The organism is Rhodococcus sp. AQ5-07, from assembly GCF_009707305.1.
Lineage (GTDB): Bacteria > Actinomycetota > Actinomycetes > Mycobacteriales > Mycobacteriaceae > Rhodococcus_F > Rhodococcus_F erythropolis.
Window position 1 is genome coordinate 1951759 of sequence record NZ_CP046099.1, and the last position, 18096, is coordinate 1969854.

General features: G+C 63.0%; 19 protein-coding genes. 3 read left to right on the forward strand and 16 right to left on the reverse strand.

Annotated elements, in window-relative coordinates:
- Nucleotides 1-32 precede the first annotated feature (32 nt).
- The 8 genes from GJB56_RS09030 to GJB56_RS09065 form a co-directional block, all read right to left on the reverse strand.
- Nucleotides 33-911 (reverse strand): TM2 domain-containing protein, encoded by an 879-nt coding sequence (locus GJB56_RS09030; RefSeq protein WP_029538193.1) that lies wholly within the window; start codon nt 909-911, stop codon nt 33-35.
- A 127-nt stretch (nt 912-1038) separates the two neighbouring features.
- A complete protein-coding gene (locus GJB56_RS09035) occupies nt 1039-1464 on the reverse strand; it encodes a TM2 domain-containing protein (RefSeq protein ID WP_020907925.1) in 426 nt (141 codons plus the stop codon).
- Nucleotides 1461-2534 (reverse strand): prolipoprotein diacylglyceryl transferase, encoded by a 1074-nt coding sequence (gene lgt / locus GJB56_RS09040; RefSeq protein ID WP_019748656.1) that lies wholly within the window; start codon nt 2532-2534, stop codon nt 1461-1463. The genes GJB56_RS09035 and lgt overlap by 4 nt, the downstream gene beginning before the upstream one ends.
- Nucleotides 2531-3334, reverse strand: coding sequence for a tryptophan synthase subunit alpha (gene trpA / locus GJB56_RS09045; RefSeq protein ID WP_003944010.1), 804 nt, complete (start codon nt 3332-3334; stop codon nt 2531-2533). The genes lgt and trpA overlap by 4 nt, the downstream gene beginning before the upstream one ends.
- Nucleotides 3331-4680, reverse strand: a complete 1350-nt coding sequence (gene trpB, locus GJB56_RS09050; RefSeq protein ID WP_113684199.1) for a tryptophan synthase subunit beta — start codon at nt 4678-4680, stop codon at nt 3331-3333. Before trpB ends, trpA begins: the two co-directional genes overlap by 4 nt.
- Nucleotides 4681-4754: 74 nt before the next feature.
- Nucleotides 4755-5564 (reverse strand): indole-3-glycerol phosphate synthase TrpC, encoded by an 810-nt coding sequence (trpC, locus tag GJB56_RS09055; RefSeq protein WP_003944016.1) that lies wholly within the window; start codon nt 5562-5564, stop codon nt 4755-4757.
- 125 nt (nt 5565-5689) lie between these two features.
- Nucleotides 5690-6397, reverse strand: coding sequence for a TIGR02234 family membrane protein (locus GJB56_RS09060; protein WP_019748659.1), 708 nt, complete (start codon nt 6395-6397; stop codon nt 5690-5692).
- The gene (locus GJB56_RS09065; RefSeq protein WP_019748660.1) at nt 6394-7980 is read right to left on the reverse strand and encodes an anthranilate synthase component I; all 1587 of its coding nucleotides are present in this window, start codon (nt 7978-7980) and stop codon (nt 6394-6396) included. Before GJB56_RS09065 ends, GJB56_RS09060 begins: the two co-directional genes overlap by 4 nt.
- Before the next feature lie 57 nt (nt 7981-8037).
- Between GJB56_RS09065 and GJB56_RS09070 the strand changes: the two genes are divergently transcribed.
- Entirely contained in the window at nt 8038-8496 is a 459-nt protein-coding gene (locus GJB56_RS09070) for a peroxiredoxin (protein ID WP_020907928.1), read from the forward strand.
- 39 nt (nt 8497-8535) lie between these two features.
- Here the strand turns inward: GJB56_RS09070 and GJB56_RS09075 are convergent, their stop codons facing one another.
- Nucleotides 8536-9318, reverse strand: a complete 783-nt coding sequence (locus GJB56_RS09075; RefSeq protein WP_019748662.1) for a dioxygenase family protein — start codon at nt 9316-9318, stop codon at nt 8536-8538.
- A gap of 175 nt (nt 9319-9493) precedes the next feature.
- On the opposite strand from GJB56_RS09075, the gene GJB56_RS09080 reads away from it, so the two are divergent.
- The gene (locus tag GJB56_RS09080; RefSeq protein ID WP_029538195.1) at nt 9494-10003 is read left to right on the forward strand and encodes a MarR family winged helix-turn-helix transcriptional regulator; all 510 of its coding nucleotides are present in this window, start codon (nt 9494-9496) and stop codon (nt 10001-10003) included.
- A 29-nt stretch (nt 10004-10032) separates the two neighbouring features.
- Here the strand turns inward: GJB56_RS09080 and GJB56_RS09085 are convergent, their stop codons facing one another.
- Nucleotides 10033-11571, reverse strand: a complete 1539-nt coding sequence (locus GJB56_RS09085) for an FAD-binding protein (protein WP_113684200.1) — start codon at nt 11569-11571, stop codon at nt 10033-10035.
- A gap of 244 nt (nt 11572-11815) precedes the next feature.
- Between GJB56_RS09085 and GJB56_RS09090 the strand changes: the two genes are divergently transcribed.
- On the forward strand, nt 11816-12406 hold the full coding sequence (locus tag GJB56_RS09090) for a TetR/AcrR family transcriptional regulator (RefSeq protein WP_003943994.1): 591 nt from the start codon (nt 11816-11818) through the stop codon (nt 12404-12406).
- Here GJB56_RS09090 and GJB56_RS09095 read toward each other — a convergent pair.
- From GJB56_RS09095 to GJB56_RS09120, 6 genes are read right to left on the reverse strand one after another with little or no spacing between them, the layout of a single operon-like run.
- Nucleotides 12403-12870, reverse strand: a complete 468-nt coding sequence (locus GJB56_RS09095) for a hypothetical protein (RefSeq protein WP_113684201.1) — start codon at nt 12868-12870, stop codon at nt 12403-12405. The two genes, GJB56_RS09090 and GJB56_RS09095, sit on opposite strands and share 4 nt — an antisense overlap.
- Complete coding sequence (locus GJB56_RS09100; protein WP_020907934.1) at nt 12867-13403, reverse strand: hypothetical protein; 537 nt, start codon at nt 13401-13403, stop codon at nt 12867-12869. Before GJB56_RS09100 ends, GJB56_RS09095 begins: the two co-directional genes overlap by 4 nt.
- Nucleotides 13370-14689 carry an MCE family protein gene (locus GJB56_RS09105; protein ID WP_113684202.1) on the reverse strand — a complete coding sequence of 440 codons (1320 nt, stop codon included), beginning with the start codon at nt 14687-14689 and terminating at the stop codon, nt 13370-13372. The genes GJB56_RS09100 and GJB56_RS09105 overlap by 34 nt, the downstream gene beginning before the upstream one ends.
- Nucleotides 14686-15819: an MCE family protein gene (locus GJB56_RS09110; protein WP_195849592.1), complete on the reverse strand. Its 1134-nt coding sequence runs from the start codon at nt 15817-15819 to the stop codon at nt 14686-14688. Before GJB56_RS09110 ends, GJB56_RS09105 begins: the two co-directional genes overlap by 4 nt.
- A complete protein-coding gene (locus tag GJB56_RS09115) occupies nt 15816-17078 on the reverse strand; it encodes an MCE family protein (RefSeq protein ID WP_113684203.1) in 1263 nt (420 codons plus the stop codon). Before GJB56_RS09115 ends, GJB56_RS09110 begins: the two co-directional genes overlap by 4 nt.
- Nucleotides 17078-18091 carry an MCE family protein gene (locus GJB56_RS09120; RefSeq protein ID WP_113684215.1) on the reverse strand — a complete coding sequence of 338 codons (1014 nt, stop codon included), beginning with the start codon at nt 18089-18091 and terminating at the stop codon, nt 17078-17080. Before GJB56_RS09120 ends, GJB56_RS09115 begins: the two co-directional genes overlap by 1 nt.
- Between the last annotated feature and the right edge of the window lie 5 nt (nt 18092-18096).

Consider the following 18096-nt stretch of genomic DNA (forward strand, 5'->3'; position numbering starts at 1 on the left):
CAGGGGGCCACAGTTCCGAACATCGTTTTCGATCAGCTACGCAAAGGTCGGTTGTACTGATCGCGCACACTGCCGGTCAACATCATGATTCCGTCGATGAGCGGCCAGATGCCACCGATTCCACACGTCAACCAAGTGACCGCGATCTGTGCGACAGCCATGCCGGGCTGGTTGAGGTAAAAACGTCCTGCTCCGAAACCGCCGAGCAGAATGCCCAGCAATCCGGCGGTCGTCTTCGACTTGTCCGAATACGGTTCGCCGGTCATCGGGTCACGTCCGTAGGGTGCGGACGGATCGACAAGGCCGAAACCAGGCTGAGGATAACCCTGACCTTGCGGGTACCCCTGAGGCTGACCGTAACCGGGCTGCGAATATCCAGGCTGGGGGTAGCCCTGCTGCTGACCGTAATTCTGGCTTCCCTGCGGCGGAGCGGCGGGGTAGCCCTGCGGCGGAGCCGCGTAGGGATTCGGAGTTTGATCTGCCGGCGCACCGTAGACGGGACCGTCCGTCGGGGTTTGGGTCGGCCTCGAGTAGTCCGGCGCCGGATGGTCGGTCGCCGGATAGTTCTGGGCGGCGTAGCTTTCCTGCGACGTGTAAGGCGCCGTGGGCTGACTCGGGGTGGAATCAGAATCGGCAGTGGGGAACGCTGTAGTCGATTCGGTTCCGGTCGGCGGCGGGTAGATGGGGTGGTTTCCCCAGCCCGGGCCGTTCCCGACTCCCGAATACGTGTCCCAGCCTGGACCGGTGCCGGTGGTCTCCGTCGACGGAGTCTTTTCCGTTGGCGCCGAGGTTTCCGTCAACGACGCATCTGCCGTCGCGTCGTAGTCGAACGGCGACCCGAACTGGGGTGGAACCGGCGGCTGCGATCCTGACGAGTCCCCCGACTCGGACGGTTCCGGATTCTTGTTCAAGTTAGGCAACGTACTTTCCTTCGATTCGACGACGGTACGTAATAGCTTTTGTTATCGGGCCACGAGACGGGTTCGGCCTTCGCGTGGCCGGTCCCCCACAGATCTTTCCTCGGTTCGTGCTCCCGGATCATCCTCGTAACGGCCGGCGAACACCGTCCCGCGCATTGCCCGAAAGTATCACGATGCCGTCGACGAACGCCCAGATCCAAATTCCGATGGCAAATGGAATTCCGATGAGGAACGCGGACATGAACAGCGCGAAGAACATGCCGAGCAGTTGGCACAGTCCAATGCCGACGCTCCCGATGTAAAGACGACCGACTCCACAGATTCCGAAGAAGCCCAGCAAGATCTGCAACAGTCCAGCTGTAGCTTTCGACTTGTCGGAATACGGTTCCCCCGTTACCGGGTGCCGACCGTACGGCGCATAGGGATCTCCGAACCCGTACATCGATTGAGCGGGCAGTGGCTGCTGATATCCGTACGGATTGGGCGCGCCGTAGACCGGTCCCTGATCCTCGGGGAATCCCCCTTGCGAATAGGGACCTGTCACGGCTTGTCTTTCTTCGACAGCTTCACCGCGTCCGACGACTCATCCGACGCTGCCGTGGAGGCGCTTGCCTCACTGGAAGCGGATTCAGCAGCATCGGATTCAGAATCTTCAGCGTCGGCGCCTTTCGCGTCGGCCTTCGCCGAATCAGTTTCGGTAACTGGCGCCGCGACTCCTGCTTCGCCGGCAGCTACCGCAGCGACGTAGTCCTTCGACTTCAAATCAGCCGGATCCTCACGACCCTTCTTCGCCAGGAAGAAGTAGGCCAGTGCGGCGAAGAACACGATCCCCGAAGTGAATGTGTTGACTCGAATGCCGGCGATCTCGTATGCGAAATCGTCGCGCATCAGTTCGACGACAAACCGGCCCAGGCAATAACCCGCGACGTACAGAGCAAACAGGCGTCCGTGACCGATCTTGAATCGGCGGTCGACGAGGACCAGCAGGATCACGATCAGGACGTTCCACACAGCTTCGTAGAGGAACGTCGGGTGAACGACCCGAATGACTTCTCCGTTGGAGACACCTGCCAGTTGATCGAGCTGGCCGGAGGAGTTCACACGCTCGAAGATCTCGAGGCCCCATGGGACGGTGGTCTCGCGACCGTACAACTCCTGGTTGAAGTAGTTGCCGATACGACCGATGGCCTGCGCGAGCAGGATTCCGGGCGCAATCGCATCACCGAGCGCGGAAACCGGAATGCCGCGTCGACGGCAGCCGATCCACGCACCGATGCCGCCGAGGAACACAGCTCCCCAGATTCCGAGGCCTCCCTGCCACACCTTGAGTGCATCGAGAGGCTGACCGTTCTCGCCGAAATAGGCGGGCCAGTCGGTCAATACGTGATAGAGCCTGCCACCGATCAGACCGAACGGAACAGCCCAGATCGCGATGTCGAGAACGGTCCCCTTCTCGCCGCCGCGGGCGACCCAACGACGATCTCCCCACACGATCGCGACGATGATGCCGAGGATGATGAAGAGCGCGTAGGCGCGCAGCGCTACCGGTCCGACGTACCAGACGCCTTGGGGCGGGCTGGGGATATAGGCCAGTAGGTCCACAGTTGAGGTCACGACGCCACGGTAGCCGAGCGGACGCCCTCGGCGAGTTCTTCGGTGAGCGAGCGAACCGCTCCCAAGCCGTTCTCGACCGCGGAGACCAGAGCCGAGCCGACGATGACGGCATCGGCGTACGCCGCGATTTCGGCAGCTTGTGCGCCGGACCGAACACCCAATCCGACGCCGACGGGAATGTCGGAATGCGCGCGGATTCGTGCGGTCAGTTCCGGAGCCATCGAAGACACGGCGTCTCGAGCGCCGGTGACACCCATTGTCGAGGCCGCGTAGATAAATCCACTACTCGCGTCGAGTGTCATCGCGAGCCGTTCTTCCGTCGAGGACGGGGCGACAAGGAAGATCCGGTCGAGGTGGTGCTCCTCGGATGCTTCCATCCAGGCGCCTGCTTCTTCCGGAATGAGGTTGGGGGTGATGAGTCCGAGCCCGCCGGCGGAAGCGAGGTCTCGTGCGAACTTGTCGACGCCGTACTGCAGTACCGGGTTCCAGTAGGTCATCACGACGGCCTTGCCGCCGACCGAACTGATCTGCTCGATCACGGTGAAGATGTCGCGAAGGCGAACGCCGTTGGTGAGTGCGGTTTCGGCTGCACGCTGGATGGTCGGACCGTCCATGACCGGATCGGAATACGCGACACCGACTTCGATGATGTCGCAGCCACCGTCGACCATCGCCTTGAACACGTCGATCGATTCGGGAACGGTCGGATAACCGGCAGGCAGGTAACCGACGAGGGCGGCACGCTTGTCAGCCTTGCACGCTGCAAAGGTGGGTGCGAGGCGTGATGGTCGTTCGCTCACTTGTCCGAGCCTTCCGTGTTGTCGTTCTGGTCTGCTGCATCAGCCGGAGCGGTTGTCTGACTCGAGGCGCCGTCGAAGAGACCGAACCAGCTTGCGGCGGTGTCCATGTCCTTGTCACCGCGACCGGAGAGATTGACGACGATGATCGCGCCCTCGCCGAGTTCCTTGCCCAGTCGGAGCGCGCCGGCAACGGCGTGGGCGGATTCGATGGCCGGGATGATGCCTTCGCGGCGCGAGAGCAGCAGTAGAGCATCCATCGCTTCGCTGTCGGTGACGGGTTCGTAGGTGGCACGCCCGATATCGCTCAGGTAAGCGTGCTCGGGTCCGACGCCCGGGTAGTCCAGACCAGCAGAGATCGAGTGCGATTCGATGGTCTGACCGTCTTCGTCCTGGAGCAGGTAGGAGTAGGCACCCTGGAATGCGCCAGGGGTACCGCCGGCGAACGTTGCTGCATGCCTTCCGGTTTCGACACCGTCGCCGGCTGCTTCGTAGCCAACCAGACGTACCGACAGATCGTCGATGAACGGATGGAAGATTCCGATTGCGTTGGAGCCGCCTCCGACGCAGGCTGTGACTGCATCGGGCAGGCGGCCGGTCAGTGCCTGAACCTGGACGCGTGTTTCGAGGCCGACCACTCGCTGGAAGTCGCGAACGATGGTGGGGAACGGGTGCGGGCCTGCCGCGGTACCGAAGCAGTAATAGGTGTTGTCCGCGTGGGAAACCCAGTCGCGCAAGGCTTCGTTGATCGCGTCCTTGAGCGTGCGCGAACCGGTCTCGACCGAGACGACCTCCGCGCCGAGCAGGCGCATGCGTGCGACGTTCAGTGCTTGACGTTCGGTGTCGACAGCACCCATGTAGATGACGCACTCGAGACCGAGCAGTGCACAGGCGGTGGCCGATGCCACACCGTGCTGGCCCGCTCCGGTCTCGGCGATGATGCGGGTCTTGCCCATACGCTTCGCCAGCAGAACCTGACCGAGAACATTGTTGATCTTGTGAGAACCGGTGTGGTTCAGATCTTCACGCTTGAGAATGATGCGCGCACCACCGGCGAACTCGCTCATTCGTGTTGCCTCGAAAATCGGCGACGGACGCCCGGTGTAATCGCGCTGCAAGCGATCGAGTTCGTTCAAGAACGTGTCGTCCGCGCGAGCCTTTTCGTACTCCGCAGTGACTTCCTCGATAACCGCCATGAGGGCTTCCGGCACATGCCGTCCGCCATAGACGCCGAAATGCCCTCCGGCATCCGGGTCGTGAGAGCGCTCGGTGAGTCCCGCGCTGGCCGGCGGCAGATTGCCGCCCTTGAATACTGCACCGGAGCCTGGTTCCTGAGTACGTGAAGTCACCCCACCAGTCTGCCCCAACGGTGTCGCTGGTCACCGCCCGGGTGCATCAAAGCACGCCGGGCGGGTGAAGCGCTTTATCGAGACGGTTTGGGGCAGGACGGGTGTGCACCGGCATTGACCAGATCTGCGACGGCCTTGCGAGGGTCGCCGCTGGTCACGAGGCCTTCACCGACGAGCACTGCGTCGGCGCCCGCACCGGCGTACGCCAACAGATCGGCAGTTCCGCGAACACCCGATTCGGCGATCTTGATCGTCTCGGTCGGCAGACCGGGAGCAATGCGACCGAAGGTGTTCTTGTCCACCTCGAGGGTTTTGAGATTGCGCGCGTTGACACCGATCACCTTGGCGCCGGCTTCGAGCGCGCGGTTGGCTTCTTCCTCGGTGTGCACCTCGACGAGGGCAGTCATTCCCAGAGATTCGGTGCGATCGATCAGCGAGGCGAGCGCCTGCTGTTCGAGTGCCGCGACGATCAGCAAGATGACGTCGGCGCCGTGAGCGCGAGCTTCGTGAATCTGGTACGGCCCCACGATGAAGTCCTTGCGCAGCACCGGAATGGTGACCGCTTTACGGACTGCGTCGAGGTCGGCCAACGAGCCGTGAAAACGGCGCTCTTCGGTGAGAACACTGATGATGCGTGCGCCACCGGCTTGGTAAGCCGCGGCAAGCTCTGCGGGATCGGCAATGTCGGCCAGCGCACCCTTTGAGGGGCTCGCTCGCTTGACCTCGGCGATGACGCCGATGCTCGATTCCAGAAGTGCTGCTGCAGCATCGAGTGCAGGCGGTGCAGCGGCCGCAGCAGCCTTGACTGCAGCGAAGTCGAGTACGGCTTCGCGGGCGGCGACATCAGCGCGCACCCCGTCGAGAATCGAGTCGAGTACGGTCATCGTGGCCCGAATCCTTTCTGGGCAAGAGCCCGATGTGAGATACGTCATCAGGGTGGTCTCAGCCTAGTGGGACGAAATTTTGCTACTCCGCCGGGGTACCCACGCAGGTGAGGGTTCAGTCTTACTCAGTGCGACGACCCCGGTTTCGCACCGTTGCCTCCCCCAGCTCCGTCGTCCCCGTCAGCCACTGTCGGGTCCTCGCCGGCATCGAGCGCGTCCCACAACATCCGTTGTGTCACAGGCTCGTCCGACGCGGGTGTGTCTCCCTGACCGAGCTTGGCTGCAGCTTCGCGGCGGGCGGCAGGGTTGTCGTACTTCGACGACAACCCGCCTCGCACTGGAGGTTTGCGCATCAGAAGTACTGCTGCGCCGAGCGCCGCCACCGCTCCGAGCAACGCAAGCAAGGCAGGCAGTACTGAAACAGTCGTCGAGAGATCTTCCGGGTGACCGGACAGCTCGGCCAACTCCACCGCTCGGTCCGCAGAGGCTCCGGACACCAACAACTGCACCGCCGGAACCGCTACCGCGACGGCGACGAGTGCCACCAACAGTCCGACCACACGAAGGGCCCAACCTCGCACCGCGAACGACGCCGCGATCGCCGCCAGAAGCGCGAGCGCGAGCGGAGTCATCGCCGCCGCCCAGGTGCTGCCGTCGAGGTCCGTCGTCCGCTCCAGCGTCTTGCCGTCGCTCGAGGTCAGATGAACCCACGTCATTCGTGAGCTGCCCCACAGAGCTGCTGCCGACAGTGCAAGCAAAAGCGTCCTCGGCACAGCGGTGCCACGAGAAGCCCTTGTAGGCTGCTCCGCTGCAATCGACTCGTTCTCACTCACTGATCGTCACCTCCGATGGTGCGCAGGGTGTGCGCCGATGCGATGGCGCTCAGCACTGCCATCGCCTTGTTGCGGGCCTCGGTGTCCTCGTAGACCGGGTCGGAGTCGGCGACGACGCCGGCGCCCGCCTGGACATATCCGATCCCGTCCTTGATCAATGCCGTTCGGATCGCGATCGCGGTGTCGGCGTCGCCGGCGAAGTCGAGGTAGCCGACGATGCCGCCGTAGATACCCCGCCTGGTGGGCTCGAGTTCTTCGATCAGCTGCATCGCACGCACCTTGGGTGCCCCTGACAGGGTTCCAGCGGGGAAGCATGCGGTGACCGCGTCGAGAGCGTGCTTTCCCTCGGCCAGATGACCGGTGACGGTCGATACGAGATGCATCACGTGGCTGTACCGCTCGATGTGCCGGTAGTCGTGCACCTTCACCGTGCCCGGGCGACAGACACGACCCAGATCGTTTCGCCCCAGATCGACGAGCATGAGGTGCTCGGAGTTCTCCTTCTCGTCGGCGAGGAGGTCCTTCTCGAGCAGGATGTCGTCCTCCTCTGTGGCACCGCGCCATCTGGTTCCAGCGATCGGGTGTGTTGTCGCGACGCCCTCGGCGACGGTGACCAGTGCTTCAGGGCTCGAACCGACGATCGAAAACGCCGTCTCTCCGTCACCGTTCGGCACGTTGAGCAGATACATGTACGGGCTGGGGTTCGACGCGCGCAGCATCCGGTACACGTCGATCGGTGCTGCAGTGCAATCGATCTCGAATCGCTGCGAGAGAACTACCTGGAATGCCTCGCCCGCTTCGATGTCGCCGATCAACTTTTTGACGTCGACACCGAAGCTCTCGGTGGTGCGTTGACGACGGTAGTTCGGAGTCGCTTTCGAGAATGTCGACACCGTCGATTTCGCCGGCGCCGCGAGAGCGCGAGTCATCGCGTCCAACCTGGCGACCGCGTCGTCGTACGCCGTGTCGACACGCTCGTCGGTGCCGTCCCAGTTGACCGCATTGGCGATGAGGGTGATCGCCCCTTCGTGGTGATCGACAGCGGCGATGTCGGCAGCGAGCAGCATGACCATCTCGGGTATCTGCAGGTCGTCAACCGCGGAGTCACCCAATCTCTCGAGGCGCCGCACCGCGTCGTAACCGAGGAACCCGACCATTCCGCCGGTCAGCGGGGGTAGGTCGGGAAGTCGCTCCGAACGAAGTAGTTCGAGGGTGGCACCGAGTGCATCGATCGGGTCACCGCCGGCCGGAGCACCGGCCGGAACATTGCCGTACCAAGCCGCCTCTCCGTCCACGACGGTCAGTGCAGCCGGACTCCCGACGCCGATGAACGACCACCGCGACCACGAACGACCGTTCTCGGCCGACTCGAGCAAGAAGGTGCCTGGACGATTGCCGGCCAACTTCTCATACGCCGAGAGCGGAGTTTCGGAGTCCGCCAACACTTTCCGAGTGACCGGAACGACCCGGTGCTCAGCTGCGAGGGCACGGAACTGCTCCCGAGTGGTGGTGGAATCGGACGCGTCACCGACGATCGCGGTGTCGGACGACCGTGCGGACATGGAGGTGGGCTCGCCGTGCATGCCTCCATCATCCCAGGCTCCCCCACACGGTCGTCGTGCGCGGGTAACCTCGGCCGAATGAAACCAGGCCAACTCGCCCCCGATTTCTCGCTGCCCGACCAGGACGGAACTCCGCGCTCGCTGACGAGCCTGCTCGCGAACGGCCCCTTGGTCCTCTTCTTCTACCCGGCAGCCTCGACGCCGGTGTGCACCGCCGAGGCGTGCCACTTCCGTGACCTGGGCAGCGAATTCGCCGCGGTGGGCGCTTCGCGGGCAGGTATCAGCACCGATACGGTCGAAGCTCAGTCCACCTTTGCCACCGCACAATCCTTCGACTACCCCCTGCTCGCCGACACCGACGGCAAGGTAGCCGAACAGTTCGGCGTCAAGCGCGGACTCCTGGGCAAGCTGGCTCCGGTCAAACGCTCGACCTTCGTGATCGACACCGACCGCACCGTTCTCAAAGTCATCTCGAGTGAACTTCGCGCCAACACGCACGGCGACCAGGCACTCGAGTTCCTTCGCAATCGAAGCTGACTCACCTGGGCGAAATGATTCTCTGGGCAACCTGATTCTCTAGGCGACCTGAATCGAGCGCTTCGCAAGTCCCATCCAGAATCCGTCGATCACCTGGGTGGGCACCTGCTCCGGATCGGACGACGCACCGAGCGTGACGAACAACGGGGCGAAGTGCTCGATGGTCGGATGCGCGTACGGCATCCCGGGAGCTTGGGCGCGGAAGTCGATCAACGAATCGACGTCTCCGGCAGCGAACCTCTCCCCTGCCCACGCGTCGAATTCCGCCGACCATCCCGGGGCCTGCGCCTCCGGTGACGGATCGCGCAGGAACGGCAGCCCGTGCGTGGTGAATCCGGATCCCACGATCAGTACACCTTGCTCACGGAGTGGCCGCAGGCGTTCTCCGAGATGGAGCAAACGCTCGGGATCGAGGGTTGGCAGCGAAATTTGCAGTACCGGGATGTCTGCGTCCGGGTACATCACCGTGAGCGGCACGTAGGCACCGTGATCGAGTCCTCGATTCGGCTGCTGAACCACTCGTTCGTTGTCCGGCATCAACGCGGCGACCTGAGCGGCGAGTTCCGGAGCGCCGGGAGAGTTGTACTTCGCGCGGTAGAACCTCTCGGGAAAACCACCGAAGTCGTAGATGAGCGGGGTGCCCGTGGTCGTCGAACCGATCGTCAGCGGTGCTGATTCCCAGTGCGCCGAGACGACGAGGATTGCCGTCGGCCGCGGAAGATCGCCGGCCCACGCCCCCAATTGGTCGACCCACAACGCGCTGTCCACCAGCGGCGGAGCACCGTGGCTGAGATACAGCGCAGGCATGGTTGTGGTGGACATATGGGCTCCTCGGGATAGACATTCGTCATTAAGTTGAAGGTTCAACCTAATATAGGACTCAACACTTGCGTCCCGCAACTATTCCCCGCAATATTCTTCTGGACATGCGTCTGAGACGCTGTACACCAGCACGCTCCGTGCACGAAGAATGCTCGACCCGAAGGAGAAGTCACCGATGAGTGAACCGACCGCGCAGCCCGACGCGCAGTCTCAGACGAAGTGGCTCACAGCCGAGCAGCAGGAAGCCTGGCTGACACTGATCGCTCTCGTGACACGGTTGCCTGCCGCACTCGACACTCAACTGCAACGCGATTCGGCACTCACCCACTTCGAATACTTCGTGCTCGCCGCACTCTCGGACGCCCCCGACCACAAGCTCCAGTTGTCGGTACTGGCCCAGCGCGCGAACGCTTCCCTGTCCCGCCTCTCGCACGTCATCACGAAGATGGAGAAAGCCGGCTGGGTGAAACGGGAAGTCATTCGCGGCAGCCGCGGCTCCAACGCAGTACTCACCGACGAAGGAATGACAAAGGTCGTCGCGGCCGCGCCGCCACACGTCGCCTCGGTTCAAGGTCTCCTCTTCGAGGGCCTCGATGATCGCCAGGTCGCCCAGCTTTCGTCCTTGGGGACTGCAATGCTCAGCCAACTGGACAAGGGAATCGCCGCCGGACTCGGCAAGGCCTGACCCCTTTCCCGACACGAGCGGCCCGATCCTTACGACGGCGGCTTCGTGAGGTCGAGTGCAGCCAGGTGACTGAACAGCATGCTCGCTCCGATCGGGTTTCCACCTCCGGGATACGTAGTCCCGCTGGCCGCTGCCATCGTGTTCCCCGCCGCGTACAACCCGGCAATCGCCGTACCGTCGGCTTTGAGCACCCGCCCGGTTGCGTCGGTACGTAGACCACCTTTGGTCCCGAGGTCGGAGATACCGAAAGCGGCAGCGTGAAACGGTCCTTGGTCGATCGGTACGAGCGGTGAAGCCCCCTCCGAAAAGGCACGGTCGTACGCAGTGTCTCCTCGGCCGAAGTCCGTGTCGACGCCGGTCGCCGCAGACTCGTTGAATCGCTTCACGGTCTGCACCAGTTCCGCTGCGGGAACATCGATCTGGGCGGCGAGGTCTTCGAGCGTCTGGGCACTCTTCCACAACCCCGCATCCACATAGTGCTCCGTCTGTGCCATGGGCACGTTGGGCGCCTTCACCGGCGGCACTGCACCTTCCCTGTTGTCGTAGATCATCCAGTACGGTGTGGTTACTTTTCGTGTCCGCATGTGTTCGATGACGGAGCGACCCAAGCGGTCGTACGGCGCAGACTCGTTGACGAATCGACGACCGTTGTCGTCCAAGAAGATTCCGCCGGTGAACCACAGCGCAAATGCGGAGCGGCCATCCGGATGGGTGAGCCCCGGCGACCACCAGGCCTCCCCCATGAGGTCGGTATCGGCGCCCACGGCGATAGCCGCCTGATGCGCCTTGCCGAGATTGCCGGGACAACCCATCGTGTCGAGCGCAGAGCCGGGAACACCGAATTCGGCTCGCAGGGTCTCGTTCTGTTCGAATCCGCCCGCGGCCAGAATCACTCCTCTGCGGGCTCGGATGGTTCGACGTCGACCACCTTGTTCGACGACCGCGCCGACGACCGATCCGTCCTCGACGACCAATTCTTCGAGAGTGGTGTTCAGGTGCATGGCGGCGTTGGCGAATGTCGAAAGTGCCAGCAAGAATCGACCGATCAACGACTGCCCGCCGACGAGGTACGCCGGTAACTCTTCTCCCAACCGCTCCGTCGCGAGCGGCGATCGAAGTGAATCACGAAGCACACCAAGCTTCTTAGCGTTCATCGGTTTGGGAACGATGTGTCGACCGCTCGCGCGAGCCTTGGGTTTTTCCCCGAAGTAGTCGGGCCACGGCAGTATCTGGAACTCGAAATTCGAGTCCTCTTCGAGATAGTCGATCAGCCCGGCGCCGCCTCGAACGTATGCCTCCTGGACGTCGGCAGGTGTCCGATCACCCACCACCGAACGGTAGTACTCCAGCGCGTCTTCGATGGTGTCGTCGTCCCCGCCCCGGCGAAGAACGGCGTTGCACGGGAACCACATTCCGCCGCCGCCCGAGTACGCCGTTGTTCCGCCGTACTTGTCGGTCGCTTCGATCACAATGACGTCGAGGCCTTCGCGTGCTGCCGTGTACGCGCCGGCGAGTCCGCCGCCCGATCCCACAGCGAGTACGTCGCATGTCTCGTCCCACTTCGTCATAATCAGCCTCTCCGATCCTGGGCACATTTCCGAACGTGTTCTAGAAATCGTTCTAACACATGGACTTAGCGATCGCGGGGGATCGAAATTCTGTCCCACCGAGCGGGAGCGAGACATGACGCCGAGCGGGAGCGAGACATGACACCGAGCGGGCAGCGAGACATGACACCGAGCGGGGAGCGAGAACGAGCAGCGATAGCGCACACTTTGCTCGCACGGGTCTGATCCCGTAGTGTCTGGACACATGTCTGGTAAGACCAAGTTCGAGTCCACTCGTCGACGGCTCACACAGCAGCAAGCCGAAACCGTCGATCGATTGACCGCGGCAGCGATCACGGTCCTGCGCGACAAAGGGTTTGCCGATCTGACTGTACGAATGGTGGCAGCGGAAGCCGGTGTCGCCGCAGCCACGGCGTACACCTATTTTTCGTCCAAGAGTCACCTTGTGGCAGAACTGTTCTGGCGCCGACTCGACGCAGTACCGCACGAGCCCTCCCCCGAGGCGGAACGAGAAGCGCAGGTCTGCTCGGTCCTTCGAAGCGTCGCACTCCTCGTTTCCGACGAACCGGAGCTGGCCGCGGCCGTGACCACGGCGATGATGGGCAATGATCCCGACGTCGAACACCTTCGGGGACGTATCGGCAAGAACATCCGCGAGCGGCTCATCGAGGCGCTGGGGCCGTCATACGATCCCGACGTACTCGAAGCACTCGAAATCTCCTGGTCCGGAGCGCTTGTCCGAGCCGGCATGGGTTACGAGTCCTATTCGCAGATCGCAGACCGGCTCGAAGTCACTGCCAGGCTGATCATGGCGGGCCGCGACAACCTTCACTAGACGGGGGTCATGGCACTCACCAACCATGTGCCGTCGACTCGATCGAGTGTCACCTCGACTCGGCTCGACGTCGACGCTGGTGCCGGCCGCGCGATACTCGTCGTGATCTGATCGACGAACAGGAGCAATTCCGCTCGGTCTGCAGCAGCGGAGAGCACTCCCACGTCGACTACTCGCGCCTTCGTGCTGATTCCTTGCTCCTTCGACTGGGGTGCAACGGTTTTCGATCCGAATTCGGCGAAGCGGTCCTGAAATGTTCCACTTGCACCCTCGGCAGCATGTGCAAGATCCTCGTCCACCGTGTCGCTGTTGTAGCTCAAGAGATTCTCGACGAGCATCGGCGCCACACCGATCACCTCGACACGTGCGGTTTCAGTGGCTGCCGAACGGTGGTGACTCCAGAGCAGAGTCCCGCCGACTCCCACCAAGATCAGCGCTGCAAACGCCAAGACCACGCGCTTCACGGGACGAACTCCACACTCGACATCAGTACCCGACCGTCGACCTCTTCGACACCGACGCGAAGACGGTAGGTTCGCGCCGAAGACTCTCCCGCCGAATTGCCGACCTGAGCCGATGCCGCGATCAGTACCACCCCCGAGGTTCCGGATTCCGATGCCAGGGCTGCGGTGTCGACATGACCGTCGGAATCGACGGCGAAATCACGGATCGATGCGACGAACGCAGATTCACCGGACTTCAGTTCGTCTGCAAAAGTTCCCGTAGTCAGCGACTTCAGCTCCGCGAGATCCTCGTCGAGCGTGGCAGAGTGAACGTCGATCAGAGCAAGGGTTCCTGCGACAGCACCGTCGACGAACCCTTGACGCTGGGACTCTCGCACGCGGTCCGATCGAACTGCCAGACAACCGAAGACGACAACGACGCTCAGAGCCGCGAGTGCAATCCAGACCAGGGCAGTGAGTACACCGCGCTTCCCTCGGACCGGATCCAGCACCTCACCTCTCAGCGATTCGTCGGCGTCAGCAACTGTTGCCACGGCTCACCCTCCCCCGGACCGGAGTCAGCCGGAGCCAACTCCGTGTGTTGATAGTCGGCTCCGTCAGGCCCGGTGTACAACTCGCCGGGCGCATTGGTCCCCGACGGCACGTACGCTTCGGGGCTCCGGCAGATCTCCGGGCTCGGTGCTCGTTTGCCCGGTACCTCCATGCAGGGAATGTTCCGAGATCCACGAACGGCGAAGACCGAGTTCTGTGGCACTTTGCAGTACAGATCAGCCGGGGTGTCCGGCACACTCGTCTGGGTCGGGTCCCGTCGCTGATCGGCGGGAAGGTAACCGGTCGAGCACGCCGCAGGGTCCTGCGCTTGGAGGTGGAAGTTGACGTTCGCGGCGCCGTCCACCTGCCCGCGTTGTACGACGGTTTCCTGTGCCGCGACCAGTGGCGGCAAGATGACGAGCACCTGTTCCAACCCGGCGTTGTACGTCAAAGCCACCTGAGCGGTGCTGGTGAAATTGGCAAGCAGCACAGGCAAAGTGGGTTTGAGGCCTTGAAACAGCTGGTCGGCTTCAGTCGCGAAGCCCGGTCCGGTCTCGAGGATATTGCGCACGGACCCGTCGGCGACCTCCAACTGTCCACTGAGCTGAGCGACACTGGACGCCCACTGGCGAATCTGATCGCCCGTCACCACCTGTGTCTGCAGGAGCGGATCCAACTGCTGTACGAGCGTCGTAGCCGGCGTTGTGGCAGCGGACATCTGATCGACGAACGAAGTGGTCGAATCCAGCAGACGGGCCAGATCCTCTCCCCTGCCTCCGAAAGCTGCCGCGGACTCGTCGATCACCGATCGCAACTTGTCCTGCGGTACGGATGCGAGCATCGCCTGCGCCTGATCGAGGACCGGTCCGATCTCGGTCGGGATCGTGACAGCTTCGGGGCCGATCACGTCTCCGTCGGCCAGAAAGGGTCCGTCCGCGGTGCTCGGTTGCATGTCGACGTATTGCTCACCGATTGCCGACACGCTTCGCACCGCTACTGTGAGCCCGCTGGAGGGAACGGGAACCGCACTCTCCAAAGATAATTCGGCGCGTACCACTCCCGGAGAGAGGCGCACCGACCTGACCTGACCGATGGTGTCGCCGCGATAGGTCACGTTCGCGTTCCGATACAGGCCGCCGGCGTCGGGCAGTTCGACTGTCACCGAATAGCGCCCGATGCCGAGCATGGTCGGAACTCTCAGGTACGAGATAGCCGCTGCGCTCATGCCTATCACCGCCAGGATCGCGAAGATTGTCAATTGCCTTCGCACCAACTTCGTGAGAATCATCGTCCACCGTCCTGGGCGGTCCGCCCTGTGCTACTTGGGTCGGTCCGCCCGGCACTCAGAGGCGCGGTCAAAGGATCGACCAGTATTCCGTTCTCCACCGGAGTTTGCGGCGCCCCGAACGGAGTACCGAAGCCCAGACCTGACTGAAGGCGATTACTCGTGAGGTCGATCAGCGCCCACAAATTGGTGTAATCACCGCGCATTCCGTCGTCGATGGTCGTCTGAGGGAAGGGGAAGGTACTCAGATTGCCCAAATTGTTGATCAGGTCCGGTCCTGTTTCGACCACCTTCTGCAGCGTCGATTCCAAGGCGCTCAAATTGGCTTTCAAATCGTCGCGGGTCCGGTCGACCAGATCGGTCCCGACGTCCCCGAACCTGCCGACCGCATCGAGGGCGGTGGTCAGGTCGACGCGTTGGGCGCTCAGTTCCGCCAAGGCCGGATCAAGGGTCTCCAACGCCTCACCGAGAACGTCTCGCTGAGCCGTGATCTCGCCGGCGAACACGTCGAGATTCTCCATGGTCGTGACTATCGCCTCGCGTTGACGGTCGAGTGTCTCGGTCACGGTGTCCATCTGGCTCAGCAGGTCGCGCGCCGCATCGGTCCGCCCGCCGAGAGCAGTGTTCAGTTCCGTGGTGATGCTGTGAATCTGGGCCAGCCCACCGCCGTTGAGCACCAAGGACAGTGCCGTCAACGCTTCCTCGGTGGTGGGATAGACACTGGCCGATGCAAGGGGAATCACGGATCCCTCCGACAACCGCCCTTCCGGCGCCACCTCGGTGGGCGGCGCGAGCGCGACGTGTTTGGATCCGAGCAGACTGGTTTGGCCGATCTTGGCAGTCGCGTTGGCGGGCAGCGACACCGAACCGTCGAGCGCAACCGTCACCCGTGCGTGCCAGTTGTCGGTCTCGATCGCACTGATACTTCCGACTGTCACGTCGTTGACCATGACCGGAGAGTTGGGACTGATCGACGTGACGTCCGGCATCTCGATCACGACCGAGAAACTTCCCTCACCGCGGCCGGCCGCGCCCGGCAGCGACACCGAATTCAGCCCGCTCCATTGACAACCCGTCAGAACGAGCACAGCGCTCGCCGCCACACACACTGTTCCCCACCGGCGGCCAGTCATCGTGATCCTGTCGACGGCATGAGCAAGCCGGTCAGATCAGACGCCACCGGTACCGTCGGAAAACTCAAGGCGCCAGTCGGTTCCAGATCAGGCTCGCTGTACACCAGTTGGTCCGGAAGAGCGCCGAGCGCCCGGGTCGGATTGATGCTCAGGTCCGGGTAGTTCGCCTTGATCGTGTTGAGCAACGGGCCGAGGTATTCGATGCACAAATCCGCGCCCTTCTTCGAGGTGTCGTTGGCCAGGCCGGCGATTCCGCCGCAGATCAAGTCGATCGGGTTGCCGACGTTCTGGAATGCGGGCACACCCACCATCGCTCCTTGGGCCGGCCGGTAGACGTTGTAGTAGTTCGACAACGCTGTCGGAGCCAGATGCAGTACCTTCTCGAGACCTGCGCGCTTGTCGACCAATACCTGGGACACGTCGGCCAACTTCGCGATCTGCTCCGTCAAGCCGGTTCGGTTCTGTTCGACAAACCGCTGTACGTCGACGACGGCGGCGTCCAGATCGGCGAGAGCCGGAGCCAATTGCGTCCGGCTCTCGGCGAGCACACTCGAGACATTTGCCAGCCGTCCTTGGAACTGAACGATCTGTTCGTCGCTTGCGGCGAGTGCGGTCGTGAAGGTCTGCAGGCCGCGGATGGTGCCGAACAGATCGGCTCCGCCTTCGTCGAGTGTGCTCATAGCCTCCGAGAGTTCGGTCACCGAGCGCCCCAGCGCTTCCCCGCTGCCGGCCAGTGCGGATCCGGCACCGTCGAGGAAGTTGGCGGCGGGACCGCGATCGTCCCCGTCGGGACCCAAAGCATCGGCAGCCCGGCCCAGCTGTTCCTTGATCTGGTCCCACTCGACCGGGACCGCCGTTCGGTCGAGCCCGATCTCCGCACCGTCATTCAGTGCGTCGGCGCCGTCCGTCACCGCCGGCGTCAACTGCACGAAGCGGGCCGAGACCAGTGACTGGGCAACGATCACCGCTTTCGCGTCCTCGGCGACGGGAACCTCGCGCGCCAATTTCAGTTCGACGCGCATTCGATCTCCCTGTGGGGCGATCTCGGTGACGCGGCCGACGTCGACTCCCACGACACGAACGTCGTCACCGACATACAGACCAGTCGTCGAGGTGAAGTAGGCGGTCACGTTGTAGTAGCGCAGATGTTGCACCGCAAGGTATCCCGACGCGACGACGATCGCCGCGCCGACGACGCTTCCACCGACGACGGCGATTCGACGCCAGTTCACCGGTTTGCGAACTCGTAAGGCACCCATCATCGAACCTCCGGAATCGGTAGCGGCGCAGGTGGTAGCCCGAACATCGCGTTGATCAACGGTTGGGTGTATTGCGCCGGTACCAGGTTCTGGACGTAGGCGTAATAGAAGGGACCGCTGGCCACGGTGTCGCCGAGCGTGCCCACGTACGTACCGAGACCGTCGATTCCCTGAGAAAGGTTGTCCTTGTTGTTCTGCAGAATGCCGACAACCGTGTCGAGTTTGCCGAGGACCGGCTGCAACTGCGCCTCGTTGTCGTGGACGAGTCCGCTCAGCTGGGTCGACAACGCCGAGATGTTCGTGATCACTTCCCCCAGCGCCGCCTCTCGCCGATCCAGTTCTCCCAACAAGGCATTGCCGTCGACGAGTAGCGCGTTGACCTGTGGTCCACGCTCGGCCAGCGTCCCGGCGACGTCGTTTGCATCGGACAGCAAGGTGCGCAACATGTCGTCGCGTCTATTGACGCTGTCGGAGATCCGTGCGACACCGTCCAGCGCCGGCCTCAGGTTCGGCGCACTGTCGGACATCACCTGCCCCACTGCGTCGAGTGATTCGGAGAGCTGGTCGAGATCGATGTCCTCGACCGTCGTGGTGAGGTCACCGAGCACGTCGGGCAGCGAGTACGCCGATCTTGTTCGCTCGACCGGGATCTCGCCGCCGACCGCGATCCTTCCCGTACCGTCCAGATCGAGTGATACCGCTCGCTTGCCGAGCAACGACATCGTGGTGACGGCTGCCGACGTGCTTTCTCCCAAACCGATCGAGCCTTCCAGTGTGAAGTCCACGCGCGCGAGTCCGTGCTCGACCTCGATCCGGTCCACCGTTCCGATCTTCACTCCGGCGGCGTTGACTTCGTCTCCCGGCGCGAGACCGCTGGCGTCGGCGAACACCGCGCTGTACCCGACGCCCGATTTCAGGAACTGCAGATTCTGATACTGGAGCGATGCCAATACGACGGCGGCCGTGACGACCAATCCCACGACCCCCACGCGTACGGCCTGGCTCTGTGCCATCTCTC

Bases quoted from the DNA above. Each gene is read 5' to 3' on its own strand.
- trpC (WP_003944016.1), bottom strand. From the start codon at position 5,564: ATGACCGTACTCGACTCGATTCTCGACGGGGTGCGCGCTGATGTCGCC.
- GJB56_RS09065 (WP_019748660.1), bottom strand. From the start codon at position 7,980: ATGCACGGCGAGCCCACCTCCATGTCCGCACGGTCGTCCGACACCGCG.
- GJB56_RS09070 (WP_020907928.1), top strand. From the start codon at position 8,038: ATGAAACCAGGCCAACTCGCCCCCGATTTCTCGCTGCCCGACCAGGAC.
- GJB56_RS09075 (WP_019748662.1), bottom strand. From the start codon at position 9,318: ATGTCCACCACAACCATGCCTGCGCTGTATCTCAGCCACGGTGCTCCG.
- GJB56_RS09080 (WP_029538195.1), top strand. From the start codon at position 9,494: ATGAGTGAACCGACCGCGCAGCCCGACGCGCAGTCTCAGACGAAGTGG.
- GJB56_RS09085 (WP_113684200.1), bottom strand. From the start codon at position 11,571: ATGACGAAGTGGGACGAGACATGCGACGTACTCGCTGTGGGATCGGGC.
- GJB56_RS09090 (WP_003943994.1), top strand. From the start codon at position 11,816: ATGTCTGGTAAGACCAAGTTCGAGTCCACTCGTCGACGGCTCACACAG.
- GJB56_RS09105 (WP_113684202.1), bottom strand. From the start codon at position 14,689: ATGATTCTCACGAAGTTGGTGCGAAGGCAATTGACAATCTTCGCGATC.
- GJB56_RS09110 (WP_195849592.1), bottom strand. From the start codon at position 15,819: ATGACTGGCCGCCGGTGGGGAACAGTGTGTGTGGCGGCGAGCGCTGTG.
- GJB56_RS09115 (WP_113684203.1), bottom strand. From the start codon at position 17,078: ATGGGTGCCTTACGAGTTCGCAAACCGGTGAACTGGCGTCGAATCGCC.
- GJB56_RS09120 (WP_113684215.1), bottom strand. From the start codon at position 18,091: ATGGCACAGAGCCAGGCCGTACGCGTGGGGGTCGTGGGATTGGTCGTC.